General features: G+C 66.1%; 21 protein-coding genes. 9 read left to right on the top strand and 12 right to left on the bottom strand.

Translation table 11 applies throughout. The features are described 5' to 3' along the window. The first annotated feature begins 207 nt into the window (after window positions 1–207). The 5 genes from rpsD to aguB all read left to right on the top strand — a co-directional run bounded on the left by rpsD (window position 208) and on the right by aguB (window position 4,813). Complete coding sequence (gene rpsD / locus ACT53K_RS01160) at window positions 208–822, top strand: 30S ribosomal protein S4 (protein WP_476226692.1); 615 nt, start codon at window positions 208–210, stop codon at window positions 820–822. Between the two features lie 115 nt (window positions 823–937). Continuing rightward, window positions 938–2,569, top strand: a complete 1,632-nt coding sequence (locus ACT53K_RS01155; RefSeq protein WP_476226691.1) for a M28 family metallopeptidase — start codon at window positions 938–940, stop codon at window positions 2,567–2,569. 65 nt (window positions 2,570–2,634) lie between these two features. Further along, complete coding sequence (locus ACT53K_RS01150; RefSeq protein WP_476226690.1) at window positions 2,635–3,609, top strand: agmatine deiminase family protein; 975 nt, start codon at window positions 2,635–2,637, stop codon at window positions 3,607–3,609. Then, entirely contained in the window at window positions 3,606–3,956 is a 351-nt protein-coding gene (locus ACT53K_RS01145; RefSeq protein ID WP_476226689.1) for a DUF3147 family protein, read from the top strand. Before ACT53K_RS01150 ends, ACT53K_RS01145 begins: the two co-directional genes overlap by 4 nt. A gap of 8 nt (window positions 3,957–3,964) precedes the next feature. Then, window positions 3,965–4,813: an N-carbamoylputrescine amidase gene (aguB, locus tag ACT53K_RS01140; protein WP_476226688.1), complete on the top strand. Its 849-nt coding sequence runs from the start codon at window positions 3,965–3,967 to the stop codon at window positions 4,811–4,813. A 39-nt stretch (window positions 4,814–4,852) separates the two neighbouring features. Here the strand turns inward: aguB and ACT53K_RS01135 are convergent, their stop codons facing one another. Beyond that, window positions 4,853–6,475 carry an alkaline phosphatase D family protein gene (locus ACT53K_RS01135; protein ID WP_476226687.1) on the bottom strand — a complete coding sequence of 541 codons (1,623 nt, stop codon included), beginning with the start codon at window positions 6,473–6,475 and terminating at the stop codon, window positions 4,853–4,855. Window positions 6,476–6,645: 170 nt separating this feature from the next. On the opposite strand from ACT53K_RS01135, the gene ACT53K_RS01130 reads away from it, so the two are divergent. Beyond that, a complete protein-coding gene (locus tag ACT53K_RS01130) occupies window positions 6,646–8,193 on the top strand; it encodes a hypothetical protein (protein WP_476226686.1) in 1,548 nt (515 codons plus the stop codon). Between the two features lie 111 nt (window positions 8,194–8,304). Here the strand turns inward: ACT53K_RS01130 and ACT53K_RS01125 are convergent, their stop codons facing one another. Continuing rightward, window positions 8,305–8,829, bottom strand: a complete 525-nt coding sequence (locus tag ACT53K_RS01125; RefSeq protein ID WP_476226685.1) for a DUF2141 domain-containing protein — start codon at window positions 8,827–8,829, stop codon at window positions 8,305–8,307. Then, the gene (locus ACT53K_RS01120; RefSeq protein ID WP_476226684.1) at window positions 8,826–9,749 is read right to left on the bottom strand and encodes a hypothetical protein; all 924 of its coding nucleotides are present in this window, start codon (window positions 9,747–9,749) and stop codon (window positions 8,826–8,828) included. Before ACT53K_RS01120 ends, ACT53K_RS01125 begins: the two co-directional genes overlap by 4 nt. Window positions 9,750–9,920: 171 nt before the next feature. Between ACT53K_RS01120 and ACT53K_RS01115 the strand changes: the two genes are divergently transcribed. Then, window positions 9,921–11,033 (top strand): glycosyltransferase, encoded by a 1,113-nt coding sequence (locus ACT53K_RS01115; protein ID WP_476226683.1) that lies wholly within the window; start codon window positions 9,921–9,923, stop codon window positions 11,031–11,033. Here ACT53K_RS01115 and ACT53K_RS01110 read toward each other — a convergent pair. The 7 genes from ACT53K_RS01110 to pyrE form a co-directional block, all read right to left on the bottom strand. Next, entirely contained in the window at window positions 10,988–13,090 is a 2,103-nt protein-coding gene (locus ACT53K_RS01110; RefSeq protein WP_476226682.1) for a TonB-dependent receptor, read from the bottom strand. The genes ACT53K_RS01115 and ACT53K_RS01110 overlap by 46 nt on opposite strands. Window position 13,091: 1 nt before the next feature. Beyond that, the gene (maiA, locus tag ACT53K_RS01105; RefSeq protein WP_476226681.1) at window positions 13,092–13,733 is read right to left on the bottom strand and encodes a maleylacetoacetate isomerase; all 642 of its coding nucleotides are present in this window, start codon (window positions 13,731–13,733) and stop codon (window positions 13,092–13,094) included. A gap of 3 nt (window positions 13,734–13,736) precedes the next feature. Continuing rightward, window positions 13,737–14,828, bottom strand: coding sequence for an AI-2E family transporter (locus ACT53K_RS01100; protein ID WP_476226680.1), 1,092 nt, complete (start codon window positions 14,826–14,828; stop codon window positions 13,737–13,739). Continuing rightward, window positions 14,825–15,718, bottom strand: a complete 894-nt coding sequence (lepB, locus tag ACT53K_RS01095; protein ID WP_476226679.1) for a signal peptidase I — start codon at window positions 15,716–15,718, stop codon at window positions 14,825–14,827. The genes ACT53K_RS01100 and lepB overlap by 4 nt, the downstream gene beginning before the upstream one ends. After that, the gene (acpS, locus tag ACT53K_RS01090; RefSeq protein WP_476226678.1) at window positions 15,715–16,128 is read right to left on the bottom strand and encodes a holo-ACP synthase; all 414 of its coding nucleotides are present in this window, start codon (window positions 16,126–16,128) and stop codon (window positions 15,715–15,717) included. Before acpS ends, lepB begins: the two co-directional genes overlap by 4 nt. Window positions 16,129–16,273: 145 nt before the next feature. Further along, complete coding sequence (locus tag ACT53K_RS01085) at window positions 16,274–17,002, bottom strand: pyridoxine 5'-phosphate synthase (RefSeq protein WP_476226677.1); 729 nt, start codon at window positions 17,000–17,002, stop codon at window positions 16,274–16,276. After that, window positions 16,999–17,580, bottom strand: coding sequence for an orotate phosphoribosyltransferase (pyrE, locus tag ACT53K_RS01080; RefSeq protein WP_476226676.1), 582 nt, complete (start codon window positions 17,578–17,580; stop codon window positions 16,999–17,001). The genes ACT53K_RS01085 and pyrE overlap by 4 nt, the downstream gene beginning before the upstream one ends. Before the next feature lie 172 nt (window positions 17,581–17,752). Between pyrE and coxB the strand changes: the two genes are divergently transcribed. Both coxB and ctaD read left to right on the top strand, forming a co-directional pair. Continuing rightward, window positions 17,753–18,862, top strand: coding sequence for a cytochrome c oxidase subunit II (gene coxB, locus ACT53K_RS01075; protein ID WP_476226675.1), 1,110 nt, complete (start codon window positions 17,753–17,755; stop codon window positions 18,860–18,862). 3 nt (window positions 18,863–18,865) lie between these two features. After that, window positions 18,866–20,518 carry a cytochrome c oxidase subunit I gene (gene ctaD, locus ACT53K_RS01070; RefSeq protein ID WP_476226674.1) on the top strand — a complete coding sequence of 551 codons (1,653 nt, stop codon included), beginning with the start codon at window positions 18,866–18,868 and terminating at the stop codon, window positions 20,516–20,518. Window positions 20,519–20,574: 56 nt separating this feature from the next. Here the strand turns inward: ctaD and ACT53K_RS01065 are convergent, their stop codons facing one another. Then, a complete protein-coding gene (locus ACT53K_RS01065; protein WP_476226673.1) occupies window positions 20,575–20,883 on the bottom strand; it encodes an HNH endonuclease in 309 nt (102 codons plus the stop codon). A gap of 26 nt (window positions 20,884–20,909) precedes the next feature. Continuing rightward, window positions 20,910–21,965, bottom strand: coding sequence for a mannose-1-phosphate guanylyltransferase/mannose-6-phosphate isomerase (locus ACT53K_RS01060; RefSeq protein ID WP_476226672.1), 1,056 nt, complete (start codon window positions 21,963–21,965; stop codon window positions 20,910–20,912). Window positions 21,966–22,032: the final 67 nt, after the last annotated feature.

The raw sequence follows: 22,032 nt of genomic DNA, 5'->3' as shown, positions 1-22,032 counted from the left end.
GCCGCGGAAGGGTGAGCGTGATTTGCCAGTGCTTGACTCCAGCCCCCACCCCCGCTAGGCGCGCCGCTTCGCAATTGGCCCCGCACCCCGGTGAAGCGGTGGCCCTGCGCCTTTTCTCTCACGCGAAACGGCACAGGCGAAACCGGGATCGCGATCAGGACGGTTCGCCGCCCGGGTCAACGTCAACGCAATTGGTAAGGAAATACGATGTCGAAGCGCTCCAGCGCCAAGCATAAGCTCGATCGCCGCATGGGCGAAAACATCTGGGGTCGTCCCAAGTCCCCGGTGAACAAGCGTGAATACGGCCCCGGCCAGCACGGTCAGCGCCGCAAGGGCAAGATGTCCGACTTCGGCCTGCAGCTCCGCGCCAAGCAGAAGCTGAAGGGCTATTATGGCGACGTGACCGAAAAGCAGTTCAAGAAGGCCTATGAAGACGCGTCGCGCATGAAGGGCGACACGTCGCAGAACCTGATCGGTCTGCTCGAACAGCGCCTCGACATGATCGTCTATCGCGCCAAGTTCGCGCCGACGATCTTCGCCGCCCGTCAGCTCGTCAACCACGGCCATGTTCGCGTCGATGGCGAGAAGTGCAACATCGGTTCGCGCCGCATCAAGCCCGGCCAGGAAATCAGCCTGAGCAGCAAGGCGCAGGAAATGGCGCTGGTGATGGAAGCGCAGAGCCTCGCCGAGCGCGACATTCCCGACTATGTGGTGCCGGACGGCGCCTCGAAGGTCACCTTCACCCGCGTGCCGACGCTCGACGAAGTGCCGTATCCGGTGAAGATGGAACCGAACCTCGTCGTCGAATTCTATTCGCGCTAAGCTTCGGTTTCCGATCGGAAACAGGAAACGGGGCGGTCCTTCGGGGCCGCCCTTTTTCGTTGGGCTGGACCCGCGCGAACGGACTCGGCACAACGAGGGCAACAGGAGGATTTCCATGCGCCGCTCGCTGCTCGCCCTTGCTCTGCTGACGTCCACCGCCGCTCAGGCCCAGACCACAGCGCCTGCCCTTTCGCTCGACACCCTGAAGTCCGTCACCCAGACGCTCTCTTCCGATGCGTTCGAGGGGCGCAAGCCGACAACGGCCGGCGAAGACAAGACGATCGCCTATCTGATCGAGCGGTTCCAGAAGGCGGGGCTGCAGCCCGGCAATCACGGCCAGTGGGTGCAGGACGTGCCGCTGGTCGAACTGACGGTGAAGAACCCCAGCGAACTCGTGTTCAGCGGCGGCAAGGCGCCAATTTCGCTCGCCTATGGCAGCCAGGCAGTATTCAGCAGCTACCGCGTCGCCCCCCATATCGCGCTCCAGAACAGCGAGATGGTGTTCGTCGGCTATGGCATCAACGCGCCCGAGCGCGGCTGGAACGACTATGCCGGCGTCGATGTGAGGGGGAAGACGGTCGTCATCCTGATCAACGATCCCGACTGGCAGACGATGACGCTCGATGGGCCGTTCGGCGGCCGGGCGATGACCTATTATGGCCGCTGGACGTACAAATATGAGGAAGCCGCGCGCCAGGGTGCGGCCGCTGCGATCATCATCCACGATACCGAGCCGGCCGCCTATGGCTGGGGCGTGGTGGAAAGCAGCTGGGGCGGCCCCAAGCTGGAACAGGATACGCCCGGCGACCATCTCGACCAGTCGCAACTGATCGGCTGGATCCAGCAAGACGCCGCCCGCGCCTTGTTCGCCAGTGCGGGCAAGGATTACGCGGCCCTGGTCGAGGCGGCAAAGCACAAGGGCTTCAAGGCGGTACCGCTGGGCATGCGTGCGTCGGCCTCGTTCGACCTCGGCATCAAGCGCCAGGCATCGAAGAACGTGATCGGCATCCTGCCCGGCACCGAGCATCCGGACCAAGTCGTGCTCTATTCCGCGCATTGGGATCATCTGGGCCATTGCAAGCCGGTCAAGGGCGACGACATCTGCAACGGCGCGGTCGACAACGCGACCGGCACCGCCGGTCTGGTCGCCCTTGCCGAGGCACAGGCAAAGGCCGGGCCGGCAAAGCGGAGCATCGTCTTCCTGTCGGTCACGGCCGAGGAACAGGGGCTGATCGGCTCGCAATATTATGCCGAACACCCCGTCTATCCGCTGGCGAAGACCGTTGGCGGCGTGAACATGGATGGGCTGAACATCGTCGGCAAGGCGAAGGACTTCGTGCTGGTCGGCGCGGGCAAGTCCGAAATCGAGGATATGGTGAAGCCGTTCGTCGCCGCCGAAGGCCGGGTGATCGGGCTGGAGCCGACGCCGGAAAAGGGCAGCTATTACCGTTCCGATCATTTCAGCTTCGCCAAGCTGGGCGTCCCCATGCTCTATGGCGAAAGCGGCGAGGATCTGGTGGTGGGCGGCAAGGCGGCCGGTGCGAAAGCCGCCGAAGACTATGTCACCAACCGCTATCACAAGCCGCAGGACGAATATGATCCCGCATGGAACTGGGACGGCGCGCTGTCCGACCTGCGCGTCTATTATGGCCTGGGCCGCGCGCTGGCGGACGGCAATGCCTGGCCGAACTGGTACAAGAACGCAGAATTCCGCGCGGTCCGCGACGCGTCGCGTAGCGGGCAATAGGCTGCGTTCCTATGGTCGCAGCCACAGCCTTTTCCCTGTAACCCGATGACGCTAAGGGCGGCCCCATGACCATTACCCCTCCCCCCGAATGGGCGCCGCACGATGCGGTATGGATCGGTTTTCCCAGCCATGGCGATCTGTGGCTGGACGATCTGGAGCCCGCCCGCGCCGAAGTTGCCGCCTTCGCCCGTGCCGTCCATGCCGATGGCAAGGGCGAACAGGTGATCCTGGTCGCTGCCGATGCGGAAGCGGCGGCCGCCGCCACGGCGCTTGCGGGCAACACGGCCAAGGTCGTCACCGAACCGTTCGGCGACATCTGGCTGCGCGACACCGCTGCGATTATCGACGGCGTGGGCGTCGCGCACGACTTCGGCTTCAACGGCTGGGGCGGCAAATATGATCTGGAAGGCGACGACGATATCGGCGCCCGGCTGGCTGCCCGGCACGGGATGGACGCGCTGGTGCATGACTGGATTCTGGAAGGCGGCGCGATCGACGGCGACGGCACCGGCCTGTGCGTCACCACCGAGCAATGCCTGCTGAACCCCAATCGCAATCCCGGCCTGGCCCGCGACGCGATCGAGGCGCGGCTCGCGGCCGATCTAGGCTATGACCGGGTGCTGTGGCTCGGCAATGGGCTGCTCAACGACCATACCGACGGGCATGTCGACAATCTCGCCCGGTTCGTAGGCCCCAACCGGCTGCTGATTCCGGAGCCGGCCGAGAACGACCCCAATTGGCGCGTCTATCAGGATGCCGCCGACCGCGCCCGCGCCTTCGGCGTCGAGCTGGTCCGCATGCCTTCGCCCGGCCGGGTGATCGCCGATGATGAAGTGATCCCCGCGAGCTACATGAATTTCTACATCGGCAATGCCGCAGTCGTCGTGCCGCTATATGGCCAGGCCCATGACGAAGCCGCTGTCGAAACGCTGAAGGGCATTTTCCCCGGCCGCACCATCGTCGGCCAGCGCGCCGACCATATCCTGACCGGTGGCGGCAGCTTCCACTGCATTTCGCAGCAGATACCGACCCGGGCATGACTGCCTTCGTCGTCCGTGCGCTGTTGTCCGGGATGATCGTCGCGGCGGTCGCGATGCTCGCCCGGCGCAGCCCGGCGTTCGGGGCGCTGGTGGCATCGCTGCCGCTGATTTCGCTGCTCGGCGTGCTCTGGCTATGGCGCGACACGCGCGATCCGGTGCGGGTGGCCGATCATCTGCAGGCCACCTTCTGGTATGTGCTGCCGTCGCTTCCCATGTTCCTGCTGGTGCCGGCGCTGATGCGGTCGGGCACCAGTTTCGCACCGGCGCTGCTCGCCGGTATCGGGATGACCATCCTGCTCTATTTTCTGACCGCGGCGGCACTGGCCCGCTTCGGCATCACGCTCTGAGGACTTTGATGACCGAGATCACTGTCGGCGCGCTCCAGCTCGCCTTTTCGAACGACATCGACGCGAACATCGCCCGCGTGTCCGAAATGGTGCGCGAGGCGGCAGCGCGCGGTGCGCAGGTGGTATTGCCCCCCGAATTGTTCGAGGGCGAGTATTTCTGCCGCGTCGAGGACGAGAGCCTGTTCGCCACCGCCAAGCCGGTCGGCGAGCACAAGGCGGTGCTGGCGATGCAGGCGCTGGCCGCCGAGCTGGGCATCCACATCCCGACCAGCTTCTTCGAAGCGGACGGGCCGCATCACTATAACAGCCTCGCGATGATCGGCCCCGACGGCAAGGTCTCGGGCGTCTATCGCAAGAGCCATATTCCGGACGGACCGGGATATGAGGAGAAATTCTATTTCCGCCCCGGCAATACCGGCTTCAAGGTTTGGGACGGCCCGGCCGCGAAGATCGGCGTCGGCATCTGCTGGGACCAATGGTACCCCGAAACCGCGCGCGCGATGATGCTGATGGGGGCGGAACTGCTCTTCTACCCCACGGCGATCGGCAACGAGCCGCATGACGAGAGCCTCGACACCGCGCGGCTGTGGCGGCGTGCCATGGTGGGCCATGCCGTGTCGAACGTCGTGCCGGTGATTGCCGCCAACCGCGTCGGCACCGAACACGGCCAGACCTTTTACGGCACCAGCTTCATTGCCGACGAGCGCGGCGACATCCTGGCAGAGCTTGACCGGACCGAAGAAGGCGTGATCACCGCCACGCTCGACATCGATCGCGTCAAGCGCCACCGCGCCGCCTTCGGCTTCTTCCGCGATCGCCGGCCGGAACTCTACGGCCGGCTGGTGCAGGACATCTGACGACAGGCCCGCCCCCGGCGTGAACCGGGGGCATGCCGTTCAGGCCATAACGTTGCGGCCACGCGCGACCGTCGCGCTATAGCCAACGCCTGCCGCCGGCCGCCGTTCGGTTAGGGTGTCCACGAACAGCCAGTCATTGCGCGCCTGATCCGGCGTGAGCGTCAGCGCCATATAGCCGCGGCGGCTGGTGTCGCACCATTTGAGCTCGGGGTTGGTCCTGACCAGCGCAGCGGCGACCACCTTAGGGTCGGTGCGGGTCGCCGATTCATAGCCGGGCGAGGTGACGCTGTGGCCGGCGAACTCGACGCCCGCGGGCTTGCCATCCTGCGCCAGGTCGAACGCCCAGGCATTGTGGCTGTCGCCGCACACCACCAGCAGATTGGCACCCATCGCCTGCGAGGATTTGAGGAAACGGGCGCGAGCAGCGGGATAGCCGCCCCAATTGTCATAGTTGAACGGCAGGCCGAACTTGCCCGCCATGATCCCCGCCTGGATATAGGCCTTGGCGCGCGGATTGGCATCGGGCGACAGCCAGGACATCGCCTCGGGCGGGGTGACGGTGTTGCCCATGATCGTGCCGAAGCCGACCACCTGCCAGCGCTGCCCCGCCTTGACCGAGTGGCGCATGGCATGGTCGAGCCACACTTCCTGCTCGGTGCCGAGCATCGTCGCCGCCGGATCCTGCCAGGCCCCGTCGCGGAACGCCTTGAGCGCCTTCGCCGGATCGGCCTCCTTGAACAGCGGCGCGATGTCCGGTTGTTCGGTCCGCGCCAGCAGCCGGCTTTCGGTGCGGAAGAAGGTTGCAAGCGTGCCGATGTCATAGGTGCCCCAGGGCGTTTCCGACACGGGCACCCATTCGCGGAACACCTGCATGGCGGCGGCCTTGCGCGCGCTCCAGTCGCCTTCGCTGTCGGGCTGGTGGTTTTCGGCGCCGCCTTCCCAGCTGTCGTTCGCGCTTTCGTGATCGTCCCACTGGATCAGCATCGGCTTGGCCGCGTGCAGCGCCTGCAGATCGGGATCGCTGCGATAGCTGGCATAGCGCAGGCGATAGTCGGTGAGGTGGATCAGTTCGCCGGCCGGTTCGGGCCAACGGCCGCCGATCGCGCCGCCCGGAGGTGCATAGCCGCCCTGCTTATATTCGTAGAGATAATCGCCGAGATGGATCCACAGGTCGATATCGTCGCGCGCAGCGGCATGGCCATAGGCGTTGAACCAGCCGAACGGCAGGTTGGAGCAGGAGAAGATCGCGATACCGAAGCGGCTGGTGTCGCCCACCGGCAGCGTGCGGGTGCGGCCCACCGGCGAGAAGCTGCCGTCCGGCGCGATGAAGCGGTAGAAATAGCGCGTGCCCGGCGTCAGCCCATCCACGGTCACCTTGGCAGTATGGTCACGCCACGGACCGGTAATCTGCGATCCTTCCGCCACGATATGCGCGAAGTCCTCGGTCGCCGACACCTGCGCGCGCAGCTTCACCGCGCCGCGATCGGCGGGCACATAGCGCGTCCAGAGCAGCATCGTATCGGGCCCCGGCTCGCCGCTGGCGACCGAATGGGTAAAGCCGCGGGCCGAGGCCTGAGCCAGGGCGATGCCGGGCAGCGACAGCGCCCCTACGCCGAAGGTAGCCGAGAGAATCAAGGCGCGGCGGTCGATACGAATGCTCATTGCGATGCAGTCCCTGTCGCTGGTTCCGGTGCTGCTTGCCCCCGGTTCGTGGCGTGTTCGTGACAGCGGGCGAATCAGCCGCTATGGCCGTCGCCGCTATTCCAGCGGGGCATCGAACGGGGGTTCGGGTCCGGCACCCGTGCCGGCGGACGCAGGGAGTTCAAGTTAGCGTGACAGGCCATATCGCCGGTGCAGGCGAGTTCGAACGAAGCACCGCCCCGGCGGCCCATCGGGAACGCGCCGCATGGCTCTCCGCGCTGCCGCAATCGCTGATCCTGCTGCTGGTGGCGCTAGCCGCGCGCGCCGTGACCTTCGGCAACCCGCTCGTCCATGTTGACGAGCAATTCTATTTCGTCGCCGCGCAACGCATGCTGCACGGCGCGCTCCCCTATGTCGACATCTGGGATCGCAAGCCGATCGGCCTGTTTCTGGTTTACGCGCCGGCCGCTGCATTGGGGGTGCGCTGGGGCATCCTCGCCTATCAGGCGATGGCGCTGGCGAGCGTGGTGGCAACCGCACTGCTGATCGCCCGAATCGCACGGCGCGTGGGCTGGGCGGCGGGCGCTTCTGTCGCCGCGCTGCTCTATATCCTGATGCTTAACCTGGCCGACGGACAAGGCGGGCAGGCGCCGGTATTCTACAATCTGCTCACCGCCGCAGCCGTGGCGCTCATCCTGCCGCGCGCGGGCGATCTGCTCGGCAACCGCCGCCGCATCGCCCGCAACCTGCTGGCCATGCTGCTGATCGGCCTGGCGATGCAGGTAAAATATCCAGTGGTGTTCGAGGGCTTCTTCCTGGGTCTGTGGCTGCTGCACCGCGAATATCGGCTGGGCGCGACGGCTGTGCAGATTGTGCTGTGCGCCCTTGGCTATGCCGGCATGGCCGCGCTGCCCACGGTGGCTGCGGGCGCGGTCTATGCGGCACTCGGGCATTTCGACGCCTGGCTCTATGCCAATTTCGCCTCGGTGCTCGACCGCCGCAGCGATCCCCCGCTCGAACTGCTCGGCGGGTTCTGCGAAGTCACGCTGGCGCTGGCGCCCGCACTGATCGTCAGCGGGTTCGGCTGGCGCAGCCTGCGGCGCGAAGGCCGCCCGCCTGCCGATGCGACGCTGTTGTTCGGCTGGCTGCTCAGCGCGATTGCGGGGCTTGTCCTGTTCGGCTCCTGGTTCAACCATTATGCCCTGCCGGTGATGCTGCCGGGGTGCCTGTGCAGCGCCGCATGGTTTGCCCATAGCAAGTTCGGCCGCCGCCGGGTCGCGCCGGCGCTGCTGGCGCTGGTGCTGATCGTCGGCGAAGCAATGACGGCTTCGGCTGCCTATCATCGCGGTAGTCATGCGCAGCTCCAGACGCTGGCCGATGCCATCGGTCACGGCCCGGGCTGCCTCTATGTGCACAGCGGCGATTCGATGCTCTACGGCTATACCGGCCGCTGCGCCGCGAGTGCGTGGCTGTTTCCCAGCCATTTGTCGCGCACGCGCGAAAACGGCGCGGTCGGCGTGGATCAGCTTGCAGAAGTCGACCGCATCTTCGCTCGCCGTCCGGCAATCGTGGTGATGCGCACGCCCTATCGCGGTGAGCGGATGGAAGTGCGCGCCCGCGTCATGGCGCACATGGCGCAACTGGGCTATCGCGTGCGCGGCGAGTATCGGCTGGGGACGGTGCCGATCACGGTCTATGCCGCGCCCTGGGCCGCCAGCGAAACGCCCAACGCGCCCTAGCGCATTTTCAAGTTGACCGTACACGGTCAACGACTCGGAAAATGCGGCAACCAAATATCTGGAGCGTTTTCGCCCATGGTGAAAACGCTCCAGGCGGCGCTAACGCTGCGCTTATTCGAGCGGACCGAACCCGCCCAGCCCACGCAGATACTGCGCCTTGATCGTCACCGTCGTAACGCCGTTGCCGGGCACGTCGATGATCGCCTGGCGCAATTTCGGGCGGCTGCGACCCAGCCGCTGGTTGGAAACGAAGCCTGCGCCGTCGGACCAGAAGTTGAACTTGTTCTTGCCGTCGCGGTCATGGGTGAACAGCACGGCATAGCGGCCGGGCGCCGGTACGCGGATGCACATCACCACCGGCCCCGTGGCGGGCGTGTTGGCCCAGATCCGGCGGAACGTCTTGCCTTCCTTTTTCAGATCGCGGTCGTCCTTCAGGAAATCTTCCTCATCCGCCGGGTAGAGCTCCAGCTTCAGGCGGCCGGTGCGGTCCTTCAATCCCACGACATTCACTTCGATCGCCGGTCCGTGGAGGCTGGTGCAGGCTGCGGCATCCTCGCCCAGAACCTGCGCGACCGCGGCATGCGGCAGCACCGACGCGGCAAACGCCAGCGCGACCGGAACGGCAAAGCGCTTCATGCTTCTTTCCTTTTGAACAGATCGAACATGGCGAAGGCGGCAATCAGCGCAACATGGGTGACGAGGCTGAGCGCCGCGATGACCGCCACCAGCTTCGACAGCGCCTCGTCCTGGCCGATGATCATGATCGCGAAATTGGCAAACAGCAGTTCCTTGTTCGGCACCAGCGGCAGGCGCCAGGCCAGCAGTCGCCCCGCCGCCAGCAACAGCCATATGCCCAGCGAAACCTGCGGCATCGCATAATGCCAGGCAAAGGCAATCAGTACCGACCCGGTGACGATGCGCACGCAGTGGATGCCGAACACCCACCAGAGCTGCCCGCGCGGCAGCGAGAAGACGCGCTTCGAAAAGATCAGGAACGGCAGCGACATCGCGAAGATCACGCCCACCGAGCCCATCAGCGTGTTGAATTCGGACGGCTTGAGGAGGCCGACGCCGAACGGCAGCGCCATCGCGACCACCGCCAGCGTCACCGCGTTGCCGGCGATGGCGGACAGGATCATCACGTCCTTCACCGCACCGAACGGCGCGGCCACCATCTGGGTCCGCTGCCGCGCCCAGGCGTAGAAATAGGCTTCACCCGAATAGCCAAGCAGCACTTCGTTCGAGATGCGCTTCTTGTGGAGGGCGATCATTCCCGAAAGGGGTATGTGCCACAGCCGGCGAAAAATGACATAATCGAAGGTCGGCGGCCCCAGATAGTAGAGCGCAAAGGATAGATAGAACAGCGGATTAGAAGGCAGACTTTGCAGCCCCTTGAGCCCCGCGCCGAACAGCTCGCGGCCCAGCCCGACAATCATGAGCAAGGTCAATGCCCCACCCAGCAGCATCGGCCAGCGGCGCTTGATCTTTTCTACAGGCTCCAGCCCGGCAAGGCCCGGCGCAACACTCGCAGGAGCCTCTACAATACTCGTATTCACCGCAGCCTCAGGGCCTTCATGATCTTGTGTTCCCAAATGCGCCACCGACAGGACAGACAGAAAGCCACACCGTGTTCCGCGTCTCGCCTGAGCGCCATGCCTGGCCCGAAGCGCAGGAAGGCCGATTGCCAGCAGATTGCGGTTTATTCCGGCAGCGATTTGGGCTTTAGCATGGCAAACCGCAACCCCATGCTGCAATCCGCATCCCCTCCCACAGCCGCGCATATTCTCACCTTTGCGCAGACGCTTCGCGGCGGCGGGGTGGAGCGTGCCATGTTGCGGCTGGTGCGCGGCTGGCTGGCGCATGGGCGGCGCGTAACGCTGGTGATCGGCGATGCCGACGGGCCGCTGGCTGCGGAACTGCCGCCGGGCGTGGAGTTGATCGAACTGGGCAGCAGCAACCACCTCGCGTTGCTGCGCCTTGCCGCGAAGATCCGCGCGACGCATCCCGACATCCTGTTCTGCCCGGGCAACCATTATACCGGCTTGGTGGCCGCCACCCGGCTGCAACTGGGCGGCACTGCGCCGCCGATCGTCGGCAAGGTATCGAACGCGCTGGTGCGCCCCGAACTCGGCCGGGTGCTCGGCTGGGGCTATCACCGCTGGCTGCGGATGCATCCCGCCTTTCTCGACCATGTCGTGGCAATGACCCCGGCGATGGCGACGGAAACCATTACAGCGATGCGGATTGCGCCCGAGCGCGTCAGCGTCATCGCCAATCCGCCGGCACAGCCCCTGCCCGAAGCCGATCTGCCCCCTATTCCGGAGGGGCGTTATATCGTCGGCGTCGGCCGGCTGGAACATCAGAAGCGCTGGGACCGGTTGATCGCCGCCCTCCCCAGGCTTGCCGACCGCACGGTCAAGCTGCTGCTGATCGGCGAAGGCAGCGCCCGCGCGATGATCGAGGCGCAAGTCGCCCGGCTGGGCCTTTCCGGTCGCGTGTCGATGCCGGGCCATACGCTCGATCCGCTGCCGGCGATCAAGGGGGCGACGGTCGCTGCCCTGACATCGGACTATGAGGGCGTCCCAGGCGTGCTGCGCGAGGCATTGTCGCAGGGAACGCCGGTCGTTTCGACCGAAGCCAGCGTCGCCGTGCGCGAGATCATCCGCGGGCCGGAGCTGGGCAGCGTGGTGCCGCGCGAGGATGGCGACGCGCTGGTCGCCGCGCTCGATTACTGGCTGCAGCCCGGACGCCCGCGCCCCGACCCACAGGACTGGGGCGGCGATTCGATCGGCGACTATCTGGCGCTGTTCGACCGGTTGGTGGCTGCGCGCCAGCGATAGCGCAGGCCCAGCCAAAGCGTTCGGGGCGTCGCGCGCTCGATCACATTCGCGCCGCTGATCCCTGCCGCGACATCGGCATCGAACAGATTGTCGGCCCGCGCTTCGGCTGCCAGCGACGGAGTCAGTGGCGCCGAAAGCGTTGCGTCGAAGGTGACAGCCGCGCCCAGGCGGCGCTGGTTCTGGTCATCCTCGAACCGCGCGCCCTCATAGCGTGCGGTCACCGACGCACCCCACGCGCCGCGTCGCCAGGCGAGCGTCGCAGAGCCCTGATGCTGCGGTGTCTGCGCAGGCCGCAGCCCGTCCAGCGCCGCCGCCCGCCCGGATGCCTGCACTCGCGCATCGGCATAGGCCCAGGAAGCGGACAGGCTGAATGCGCCGGCGCGCCACTGGCCGTCGATTTCGAACCCCCGCGATTCCACCGCGTCAAGATTGCGCCGCACCCGATAGACTCCCGCGGCAGAGACAAAGCCCACGCCGGGAAAACTGCCCGGCCCCTTGCCTTCGGTCACATTGGCGATGGCGCCATCGAGCCGGTTCCAATAGCCGGTCGCGCGCAGCACCAGCCGGCTGGCGGGGCGCCAGTCAGCCCCCGCCTCCGTCCCCCAGAGTCGCTCCGGATCGAGCGCGGCGTTCGCGGCCGTGGCATCCGCGCCGGCGCGGAACGGGCGGTACAATTCGTTGAGCGTCGGCAGCCGCCAGCCACGATAGCCGGCCATACGTAGCGTCACCGTCCCCAGCCCGTAGGCAGCGCCGATCCGCCCGGTCGGTTCCCAGCCATGACGGTCGGCGAAGCGGCTATCGGTATAGGGTGCGCTGGTACCGATCGGCCGCTCGCTCAGGCTGCCGCTGGTAATCGTCCATCGATCCAGCCGCGCGCCGCCGTCGAGCGTCAGCGGCCCGCTTTCCCAGCTCGCATCGGCAAAGCCGCCCCAGGTCATGCTGTCGCCCCCGGCGCGGCGGATGCGCGTCGGCACGCCAGCGCTGTAGCTATAATATTCGCGGCTATAGCCTTCCACTCGCCGCAGATCGGCACCCAGCCGCAGATGCGCAGCACGCCCCAGCGGCGGATCGACTTCGATCCGCCCGCCCAGCCCCGTGGCAGGCACCGTCTGGGCCAGGGTCGGCGCGACGCTGGTGCGGGCATCATTGACGCTCGCAAAGCGGCTTTCGAACTGCCGTGCCTGGAGATAGGCGAGCGCCGACCAGCCCCAGACGCCATCCGCACCGCTGCCGCGATGGACCAGCCGAACGCTGGCGTCCGCCCCCAGACTGCGTACGTCGGTAAAGGCGGTGCCGCGTTCGCGCCGGTCGCTGAAGCCCGACAGATTCGCCTGTAACTCGGTGCCCGCACCGACATTGCTGACGCCGCGCAGCGCCAGACTTGCCTGCTCCCAGGGCGCAGCCCGGTCGACAGGCCCACGATCCGCCGCCACCACCGGCACGAACCCGTCGCTGCGGCCATATTGCGCAGCAAGCGTCGCGAAGCCTTCGCCCAGCGGCAGCGCCGCGACTGCATTGGCGTCAAGGCTGTTGCGGCTACCGCCGTCGAGCCCGAGTTGCAGCGGCCCCAGTTCCGCCGGGCCGCCGCTTTCCAGCGCCACAGTGCCCGCCAGCGCGCCGGGGCCGGCCACACCGCTGCCGCCGCCGCGCGTCACGCGCACGGCCGCCAGCCGCATCGGCATATAGGCCGGAAACGGTACCCAGCCGCCGAACGGGTCGCTCTGCGGCACCCCGTCGAGCAGCAGCAGCGCCCGGCTCGCCGCATTGCCCCCCAGCCCGCGCAGCGTGATGCCCTGGCTGGTCGGGTACGCGCTGGACGCATCGGAACGGCGAAACTGCGCGACGCCGGCGACATCGGCCAGCACATCCTCCAGCCGGTCGGCGGCATTGTCGGCCAGCCGCGCGCGATCGATCGTCGCAATGGCATAGGCACGATCGCCCGGCAGTTCGCCGAGCCCCCGGCCGGTAACGACAATCTCCTGCTCGGGCGGCGGCGGGGCCGTCTGGGCGGCTGCGGGCAGCGCTACGATCGCACCGATCAGCGCAGCACAGCGCAACTCAGCCCGCCGCAGCGACCGTCTCCGGATGCGCGAGGACAAAGGCGTCGAGCGCAGTTGCCGCCGCCTCGGCACGCAACAGGCGCGGATAGGCATCCAGCGCCACACCGAACCGGCGCGCGTTGAACAATTGGGGCACCAGAAAGCAATCGGAAATGTCAGGCGCGGCACCGCCCAGGAACGGCCCGTCGCCGCCATGGTTGCCCGCCAGCGCTTCCAGAGCCGCGAAACCCTCTTGCATCCAGTGTGCGGTCCAGGCGGCGCGCGCATCGCCATCCGCGCCCAGTTCGCGTTCCAGATAACGCATCACCCGCAGATTGTTGATCGGGTGGACGTCCATGCCGATCACCATCGCCCGTGCCAGCGCTGCCGCCCGCGTCGCCGCATCCCCGGGAATCAGCCTTGGCTCGGGGTGGCGCGCATCGAGCCAGTCGATGATGGCGAGGCTTTGCGTGAGCATCAGCCCGTCCGCCTCCAGCGCCGGCACCAGCCCCTGCGGATTGCGCGCGAGATGTTCAGGGCTCGATTGCTGGTTTTCGAGCAGCCGTATCTCGCGGCGCTGATAGGCAATGCCCTTCAGGTTGAGCGCAATGCGCACCCGATATCCCGCGGACGAGCGGAAATAATCGTGCAGCACCAGCATCGCTCAGCCCCCTGCTTCGTCTTCGCCGTCGTCCGTGTCGTTCTGCTTCGCGTTGCTTTCCAGCGCGACCTTGATCATCGCCACCATCGGATCGGCCAGCGCCAGCCCGAGCACGCCGAACAGCGTGCTGGCGAGGATCTGCGAGGACAGGGTCAGCGCCGGCGGCAGGTCGACGGTGCGGCGCGCGACCATCGGGATCACGACATAGCCGTCGAAATTCTGCACGCCGAAATAGATGACCAGCGCCCAGATGCCGGTCTGCTGCCCGGCGCTGAAGCCCACCGCTGCCATCAGCACGCCCGAAATGATCGCGCCCACATTGGGAATGAAGGCGAGCACGCCGGTGATGATGCCGAGCAGCAACGCCATCGGCACCCCGGCGATGCTGAGGAATAGCCAGGTCAGCAAGCCTTCGACCAGCATGCCGAGCAGCCGGCCGGCGAGCAGGCGCCGCATCGTCGTCGCCATGTCGCCGATCATATGGGCGAAGCGCGTGCGGTGATCGAGCGGCACCATCCATTGCAGCCCGCGCTCATAGATGCGCGGCTCCAGCGCGACGAACAGGCCGAGGATGACGATCATCACCATCGACGTGACGGCGCCGATCGCCGTTCCCACCGCCGTGGTGAGCTTGCCCAGCGATCCCACCGCCTGCTGCACCAGCCCGGTGATGTCGGACCGGCCCGGCATCAGGCCCAGTTCGCCCAGCCAGCCGGCAAAGCGGTTCGCCTGTGCCTCCAGCGTGGTGCGCAACTGTTCGGCCTGGTCGGCGATCTGCACGCCGGTGCGATAGAAGACCAGCCCGAAGAACGCGATCACCAGCAGGATCACCATGGCGATTCGCAGGCTGCGCGGGATCGGCAGGAGGCGGCCGAGCAGCCGTGCCCCGCCGTCGAGCATCGAGGCGAAGACAAGGCCGCCGAAAATGATGAGCAGCGGCTGGACCAGCAGCACGACCAGCGCGACGCCGATCGCCATTGCGAACCATACGGTTGCGCGCTTGAACTCGGCGCGCACCGCCGGGTCGCGCATTTCGTTCGGCCCCGGCTCGCGCGTCACGCGGATGCGGGCGGATTGCAGCGGATCGTCGCTCATGGCGTCACATGGTCCGGATGGAGCGACAGGCCGGTGCGCCCGGCACGGACCGATCCCGGCATGCGAAGCGGGTTCCAGCCGGCGCTGCCGTCGAGCGAGAAAGTGATGAACTCGGCGCGGCCACCGATATTCTCCCACGGCACCGGCCCGCCCAGACCCTGCTGCGCGAGGCTGAAGCGGCTGTCGGCGCTGTTGTCGCGGTTGTCGCCCATCAGGAACACATGGTCCTTGGGCACGCGGATCGGGCCGTAATTGTCGCCTTCCGACAGGCCCAGATCGGCCGTGTCATAGCTGGCGCCGTTCGGCAGCGTCTCGCGATAGATGGTCAGCCGGCAATAGGCCTTGCCGTCGGGGCCGGCCACACGGCGACCGAGATAGAAGGGCGATCCGCCGCGGTCCTGATTGGAATCACAGCGGGTATTGGCATCGATCGGAATCAGTTGCTCGCCCATAGCGCGGCGCGGCACCGGCTTGCCGTTCAGCCAGACCACGCCGCCCCGCACCTCCAGCGTATCGCCGGGCAGGCCGATGACGCGCTTGATATAGTCGGTTTCCTGCCCGGGCGGCGTAACGATCACGACATCGCCACGCTGCGGCATCCGCCCGAACAGCCGGCCATGGATGGGCGGCAGCAGATGGAAGGTCGGCGTGACGAACGAATAGCCATAGGGATATTTGGTCACGATCAGCCGGTCGCCGATGCGCAGATTGGGCAGCATCGATTCCGACGGAATGTAAAAGGGCTTGGCGACCAGGCTGTGGAAGGCGAGTACCGCCAGTACCAGCCACAGCACCCCGCGGATTTCCGCCCACCAGTCGGTGCCTTTTTCCGCCGGTGCCGCTGCGGCCGGCTGTTCCTCGCGATCCAACGCCAATTCTTCGCCCGTCATGCGCCCCCTCCCACCGGCAGCGCCTCGATCATCACCATGGCGAATGCCCAGGGATGATCGTCGGTCAGGGTGAGATGTACCCTGGCGACGTGGCCCGGCGGGGTGATGGCGTCAAGCCTGGCCTTCGCACCTCCGGTAAGCGCCAGCGTCGGCGCACCCGAAGGTGCGTTGACGACGCCGATGTCCTTCAGGAACACCCCGCGCTTGAAGCCGGTTCCGACGGCCTTGGAAAATGCTTCCTTGGCCGCAAAGCGCTTGGCGAGCGTGGCGGCGTAATTGTGGGGCCGCTTCGCCGCCTTGGCCAGCTCCACCTCGGTAAAGGCGCGCGCCTCGAACCGCGCGCCGAACCGGTCGAGCGAGGCCTGGATCCGTTCGATATTGCACAGGTCCGAGCCCAGACCGAGGATCACGCAGCGCCTCCCCGGAACGGGGAGGGGGACCGCGCCGAAGGCGTGGTGGAGGGGGAGCGCCGCAAGGGTATCGCTGGTGGAGAACCGCCTCCACCATGCTGCGCATGGTCCCCCTCCCCGTCCCGGGGAGGAATCAGGCAGGCACTCACCGCGCCGAATCCATCAGCGCACGCATCCGCTGAACGACCGGCGCAAGCCCCTCGAAAATCGCTTCGCCGATCAGGAAATGGCCGATGTTCAGCTCGCGTATTTGCGGGATCGCGGCGATGGGCACGACATTGTCGAAGGTAAGGCCGTGCCCGGCATGCGGCTCCACGCCTTCCTTCGCGGCGAGCGCGGCAGCGTCGGCGATGCGCTTCAGTTCCCCGGCGCGCTCGGTCTCGGGCAGGTCGCAGTAGCGGCCGGTGTGCAGTTCGACCACCGGCGCACGCAGCCGCAGCGCGGCTTCGATCTGGCGCGGATGGGGTTCGATGAACAGCGAAACGCGGCAGCCGGCCTCCAGCAGCTTGTCGACCATCGGCGCCAGATGGTTGTGCAACCCGGCGGCATCGAGCCCGCCTTCGGTCGTCCGCTCCTCGCGCTTCTCGGGCACCAGGCACACGGCGTGCGGGCGGTGGCGCAGCGCGATGCCCAGCATTTCCTCGGTCGCCGCCATTTCGAAATTGAGCGGCACGGTCAGTTCCGCCACCAGTCGGGCGATATCGTCGTCGGTGATGTGGCGGCGATCCTCGCGCAGATGCGCGGTGATGCCGTCCGCCCCCGCTTCTGCCGCCAGCAGCGCTGCACGCACCGGATCGGGATAACCGCTGCCGCGCGCATTCCGCACGGTGGCGACATGGTCGATATTGACGCCGAGCCGGAGCGTGTTCGTCATGCTATTGCGCGGCTCCCCGGCTTGATCGCAGGGATCGCCGCCAGTTCGGGCGGCAACTGGTCGGCCGGATAGGCGGGCACATCCAGCCTGGTGAGCGAAATCAGCGGTACGCCCACATCCGCCTTGCCGTTCGAACGGTCGACGATGCAGGCGGCGCCGACCAGCGTGCCGGGATGTTTCTGGATCGCGGCGATGCATTCGCGCGAAGAAAGCCCAGTGGTGACGATGTCCTCCACCATCACGACGCGCGCACCCGCCGGAATCTCGAAGCCGCGGCGCAGCTGGAACTCGCCGTCCTCGCGTTCGACGAACACCGCCTTGCAGCCGAGCGCCCGTGCCGTCTCATAGCCGGGGATGATGCCGCCGATTGCCGGCGAGACCACCATATCTACCGCGCCAAAGGTTTCGCGAATCAATTTGCCCAGCGCGCTGCAAACACGTTCGGTGCGAACAGGATCCTCGAAGATGCGCATCTTCTGGAGAAATACGGGGGAGCGTAGACCGGAAGACAGGATAAAATGCCCCTCAAGCAACGCGCCTGCGCTGCGAAATTCGTCGAGGATTGCGTCACCGGTCAATGTGCTAGCTCCATCTGTGCGTGCGGCCCCGGCCTCTTAGGACTCGCATTGATCGACCGCAACCGCGCTCGAAAAACTGTTGAGAAAGGGGTTGTTCAGCGTATACCCCGTCGGCAATGGGCGCGTGTCCTGCCCGGTTCTTCGCGCTCCAGGGAGAGGGTGAATAAACAAGATGCGCATTCCTCGCTTGACGACATGGATATTGGCAGCAGGGCTGATGGTCGCCCTGCCAGGCCACGCACAGACCAGCGCCGCCCCTGCGGCGGCTCCGGCTGCCGCTACGGCAGCGCCGGCCCCGGCGGGGAAGGTTGCCGACCCGACGCTTGATGCCCAGGGCAAGCCCCTGACCCGGCCGCAGCCGGGAATCGGCCAGCCGGTGGACAAGGCCTTTTATCTGCAGCCGCAGGTAACGCCGACCGGCCAGGAAGCGCACTGGTTCCACAATGACATTCTGCTGCCGCTGATCACCGCCATTTCGCTGCTGGTGCTCGCGCTGCTGGTGTGGGTGATTATCCGCTATCGCCGCGCCGTCAACCCGACGCCGTCGCGCACCAGCCACAACACCACGATCGAAATATTGTGGACGCTGGTGCCGGTACTGATCCTGGTGGCGATCGCGATCCCGTCGATCCGGCTGCTCGCCGCCCAGTTCAAGCCGGCGCCCAAGAACGCCGTGACGCTGAAGGCGATCGGCAACCAGTGGTTCTGGTCCTATGAATATCCCGACCATGGCGGCATCCAGCTGACCGCGAACATGCTGAAGGAAGAGGGCCAGGTCGCCAAGGGCCAGCGCTATCGCACCGATGTCGACGGGCCGCGCCTGCTCGCCACCGATCAGCGCGTGGTGCTGCCGGTGGGCGTGCCAATCCGGCTCGTCACCACGGCGACCGACGTGATCCATAGCTGGGCGGTGCCCGCCTTCTGGATCAAGCTCGACGCGATTCCGGGCAAGCTCAACGAAACGAGCTTCATCATCCCGAAGGAAGGCGTGTATTTCGGCCAGTGCTCCGAACTGTGCGGCGCGCGCCATGCCTATATGCCGATCGCCGTGGAAGCGGTGAGCCAGGCCAAGTTCGCGCAGTGGGTCGCCGCCAAGGGCGGCACCATGCCCGGCGCGGCGCACGAGCCCGCCAGCGCCACCGCCGCTGGCAACGACCAGAGCGACGCAACGGCCAATGGCGCCGCGAACGACGCGCCGACCGTCAACGCCACCGCCACCCCGGCAGCGACCAACAAACCTGCGACGGCCAATGCCGCCGGCGCCGGTAACACGGGCAACTGAGCCATGACCGATACCGCGCTTCATTACGCCGGTGCGCACGACCATGCGCACCATGACGCCGATCACAAGCCGGGCTTTTTCGCCCGCTGGTTCATGTCCACCAACCACAAGGACATCGGCACGCTCTACCTGATCTTCGCGATTATCGCCGGCATCATCGGCGGCGCGATTTCGGGCATCATGCGCGCCGAGCTGATGGAACCGGGCATCCAGTATCTGCCCTGGTGGGTCGCCAAGCTGCATGGCGAAGGCACGTTCGACGAAGCGATGCACTTCTGGAACGTGCTGATCACCGCACACGGCCTGATCATGGTGTTCTTCATGGTGATGCCGGCGATGATCGGCGGGTTCGGCAACTGGTTCGTGCCCATCATGATCGGTGCGCCGGACATGGCCTTTCCGCGGATGAACAACATCTCGTTCTGGCTGACCGTGGCGGGCTTCATCCTGCTGATGCTCTCGCCGTTCGTCGGCGTGGGTGCGGGCACGGGCTGGACGGTCTATGCGCCGCTATCCACTTATGGCGAGCCCGGGCCGTCGGTCGACTTCGCGATCTTCTCGCTCCACCTTGCGGGCGCTGCGTCGATCCTGGGTGCGATCAACTTCATCACCACCATCTTCAACATGCGCGCGCCGGGCATGACGCTGCACAAGATGCCGCTGTTCGCCTGGTCGGTGCTGGTCACCGCCTTCCTGCTGCTGCTCGCACTGCCGGTGCTGGCCGCGGCGATCACGATGCTGCTGACCGACCGCCATTTCGGCACCGCATTCTATGATCCGCAATATGGCGGCGATCCGGTGCTGTACCAGCATCTGTTCTGGTTCTTCGGCCACCCCGAAGTGTACATCATGATTCTGCCGGGCTTCGGCATCATCAGCCACATCATCGCGACCTTCAGCCGCAAGCCGGTGTTCGGCTATCTCGGCATGGCCTATGCCATGGTCGCGATCGGCCTGGTCGGCTTCGTGGTGTGGGCGCACCACATGTTCACCACCGGCCTTCCGGTGCAGGTGAAGATGTACTTCACCGCCGCAACCATGGTGATTGCGGTTCCTACCGGCGTGAAAATCTTCTCGTGGATCGCGACGATGTGGGGAGGCTCCATCAGCTTCAAAACCCCCATGGTCTGGGCGATCGGCTTCATCTTCATGTTCACTGTCGGCGGCGTGACCGGCGTCGTCCTCGCCAATGGCGGCGTCGACGACTATATGCAGGACACCTATTACGTCGTTGCCCACTTCCACTATGTGCTGTCGCTGGGCGCGGTGTTCAGCCTGTTCGCGGGCTTCTACTACTGGTTCCCCAAGATGACGGGGAAGATGTACAGCGAGTTCCTGGGCCAGGTTCACTTCTGGGTGTTCTTCATCGGCGTGAACATGCTGTTCTTCCCGATGCACTTCCTAGGCCTGCAGGGCATGCCGAGGCGCATTCCCGACTACACCAACCAATATGCCTATTGGAATCACTTCGCGACCGTCGGCTACATGGTGATGGCCGCAGGCATGGTGGTGTTCTTCGTCAATGTGATCTGGTCGCTGCTCGCCGGCCGCAAGGCAGAGGATAATCCCTGGGGCGAAGGCGCGACGACGCTCGAATGGACGTTGTCGAGCCCGCCGCCCTTCCACCAGTTCGAAACGCTGCCCAAGATCGACTGATCGATCGGGCTGGAGAGGATGACGCCCCGGAGGGAAACCTTCGGGGCGCTTTTCATTTACCCGGTCTTACGCCGCGTGGGCGCATGGAAGTCGGGCGGCTTGTCAGCGATCCAGGCGAGGAAGCGGGCGATGTCCGCCCGAGCACGCAAGGCATCGAGCGTCGGATAGACCTGCGCCAGTTCGGCATTGCTAGCGCTGGCGTGGATCGTGCGATGGCAGATCGGATGGAGCGGCACCGTATCGCGACCGCCCTCGCTTTTCGGCACGACATGATGCCATTCGGCGCGGCGGCCGAGTAGTCGCCCGCACAAAGCACAAGTGACGGACGGCGAGGACTCCACCACCACCACCCATGCGGCGAGCACGGCCCGGCGCCGTACCCGCCCCCGAGTCACTCCTGCATCGCCTCGATAAGCTTTTTCACCTCCTGGCTGCGGCCGCGCGGCAGCACCAGCACGTCCGCACCCGAGGCGACGACGATCAAATCCTGAACGCCGACCAGAGCCACGCGCTTGCCGGGCTCGCTCTGCACCAGGCAGTTACGCGCATCGATCGCGACCACGTCGCCGCGAACCACATTGCCACCTTCGTCCGGGTTGCTGATGGCGTGCAGCGCATCCCAACTGCCGACATCGCTCCACCCCATCGACACCGGCACGACCGCCACGCGCGGCGCCTTTTCCATTACCGCATAGTCGACCGAATCGGCTGGGCAAGCAGCAAAGCTTTTGGCGTCGGGGAAGATGCGACAGCCGTCGCGGCGCGCATTGTCCATAGACTGCTGCGCCGCGACCAGCATCTCCGGCGCATAGACGCTGAGCGCCCCCAGATACATGTCGGCGCGGAACAGGAAGATGCCGCCGTTCCAGGCATGATCGCCGGCGGCAAGCATCGCCTCGGCCAGATCGCGTGGCGGCTTTTCGACGAATCGCTCGACACGGTGAACCCCTTCACCCAGCGCCTCCCCCACCTTGATCCAGCCATAGCCGGTTTCCGGCGCGTCCGGGGCAATCCCAAAGGTGACCAGCCAGCCTTCGTTGACGAAAGGCAGCGCCGCGTTGATCGCGCTATGAAAAGCATCGACATCGCCGATGACGTGGTCCGACGGCATTACCAGAATCGGCTCGCTCCCACCGCCGGCGGCAATCGCCGCCAATGCGATCGCCGGTGCGGTATTGCGGCCGATCGGCTCAAGAATCAGCGCCTGCGCGCCGGTTTCCACCTGCCCCAGCTGTTCTTCGACCAGATCGGCGTGGAAGGCGTTGGCGACGACGATCGGACGCGCGAAGCGCTCGCCCGATGCACGGCGAGCGGTGAGCTGCAGCATGGTTTCTTCCGCCGTCAGCGACAGCAGTTGTTTCGGTTTTTCCGGGCGCGACATGGGCCAGAGGCGGGTTCCCGAACCTCCCGAAAGAATCACAGGAACGATCGGTTTCGAGTCCGGCATGCAGAAAGGCTCCCTGGAAGGATGGCAGTAGATGTAGCGAATAGCTCCGCGCACTTAAACAGTACGC

The organism is Sphingomonas sp. DMC8, from assembly GCF_056314185.1.
The sequence above is the reverse complement of the archived record's forward strand: the minus strand, read 5'-3'. Positions and strand labels throughout refer to the sequence as shown.

Bases quoted from the DNA above. Each gene is read 5' to 3' on its own strand.
- rpsD (WP_476226692.1), top strand. From the start codon at position 208: ATGTCGAAGCGCTCCAGCGCCAAGCATAAGCTCGATCGCCGCATGGGC.
- ACT53K_RS01155 (WP_476226691.1), top strand. From the start codon at position 938: ATGCGCCGCTCGCTGCTCGCCCTTGCTCTGCTGACGTCCACCGCCGCT.
- ACT53K_RS01150 (WP_476226690.1), top strand. From the start codon at position 2,635: ATGACCATTACCCCTCCCCCCGAATGGGCGCCGCACGATGCGGTATGG.
- ACT53K_RS01145 (WP_476226689.1), top strand. From the start codon at position 3,606: ATGACTGCCTTCGTCGTCCGTGCGCTGTTGTCCGGGATGATCGTCGCG.
- aguB (WP_476226688.1), top strand. From the start codon at position 3,965: ATGACCGAGATCACTGTCGGCGCGCTCCAGCTCGCCTTTTCGAACGAC.
- ACT53K_RS01135 (WP_476226687.1), bottom strand. From the start codon at position 6,475: ATGAGCATTCGTATCGACCGCCGCGCCTTGATTCTCTCGGCTACCTTC.
- ACT53K_RS01125 (WP_476226685.1), bottom strand. From the start codon at position 8,829: ATGAAGCGCTTTGCCGTTCCGGTCGCGCTGGCGTTTGCCGCGTCGGTG.
- ACT53K_RS01115 (WP_476226683.1), top strand. From the start codon at position 9,921: ATGGCAAACCGCAACCCCATGCTGCAATCCGCATCCCCTCCCACAGCC.
- maiA (WP_476226681.1), bottom strand. From the start codon at position 13,733: ATGCTGGTGCTGCACGATTATTTCCGCTCGTCCGCGGGATATCGGGTG.
- ACT53K_RS01100 (WP_476226680.1), bottom strand. From the start codon at position 14,828: ATGAGCGACGATCCGCTGCAATCCGCCCGCATCCGCGTGACGCGCGAG.
- lepB (WP_476226679.1), bottom strand. From the start codon at position 15,718: ATGACGGGCGAAGAATTGGCGTTGGATCGCGAGGAACAGCCGGCCGCA.
- ACT53K_RS01085 (WP_476226677.1), bottom strand. From the start codon at position 17,002: ATGACGAACACGCTCCGGCTCGGCGTCAATATCGACCATGTCGCCACC.
- coxB (WP_476226675.1), top strand. From the start codon at position 17,753: ATGCGCATTCCTCGCTTGACGACATGGATATTGGCAGCAGGGCTGATG.
- ctaD (WP_476226674.1), top strand. From the start codon at position 18,866: ATGACCGATACCGCGCTTCATTACGCCGGTGCGCACGACCATGCGCAC.
- ACT53K_RS01060 (WP_476226672.1), bottom strand. From the start codon at position 21,965: ATGCCGGACTCGAAACCGATCGTTCCTGTGATTCTTTCGGGAGGTTCG.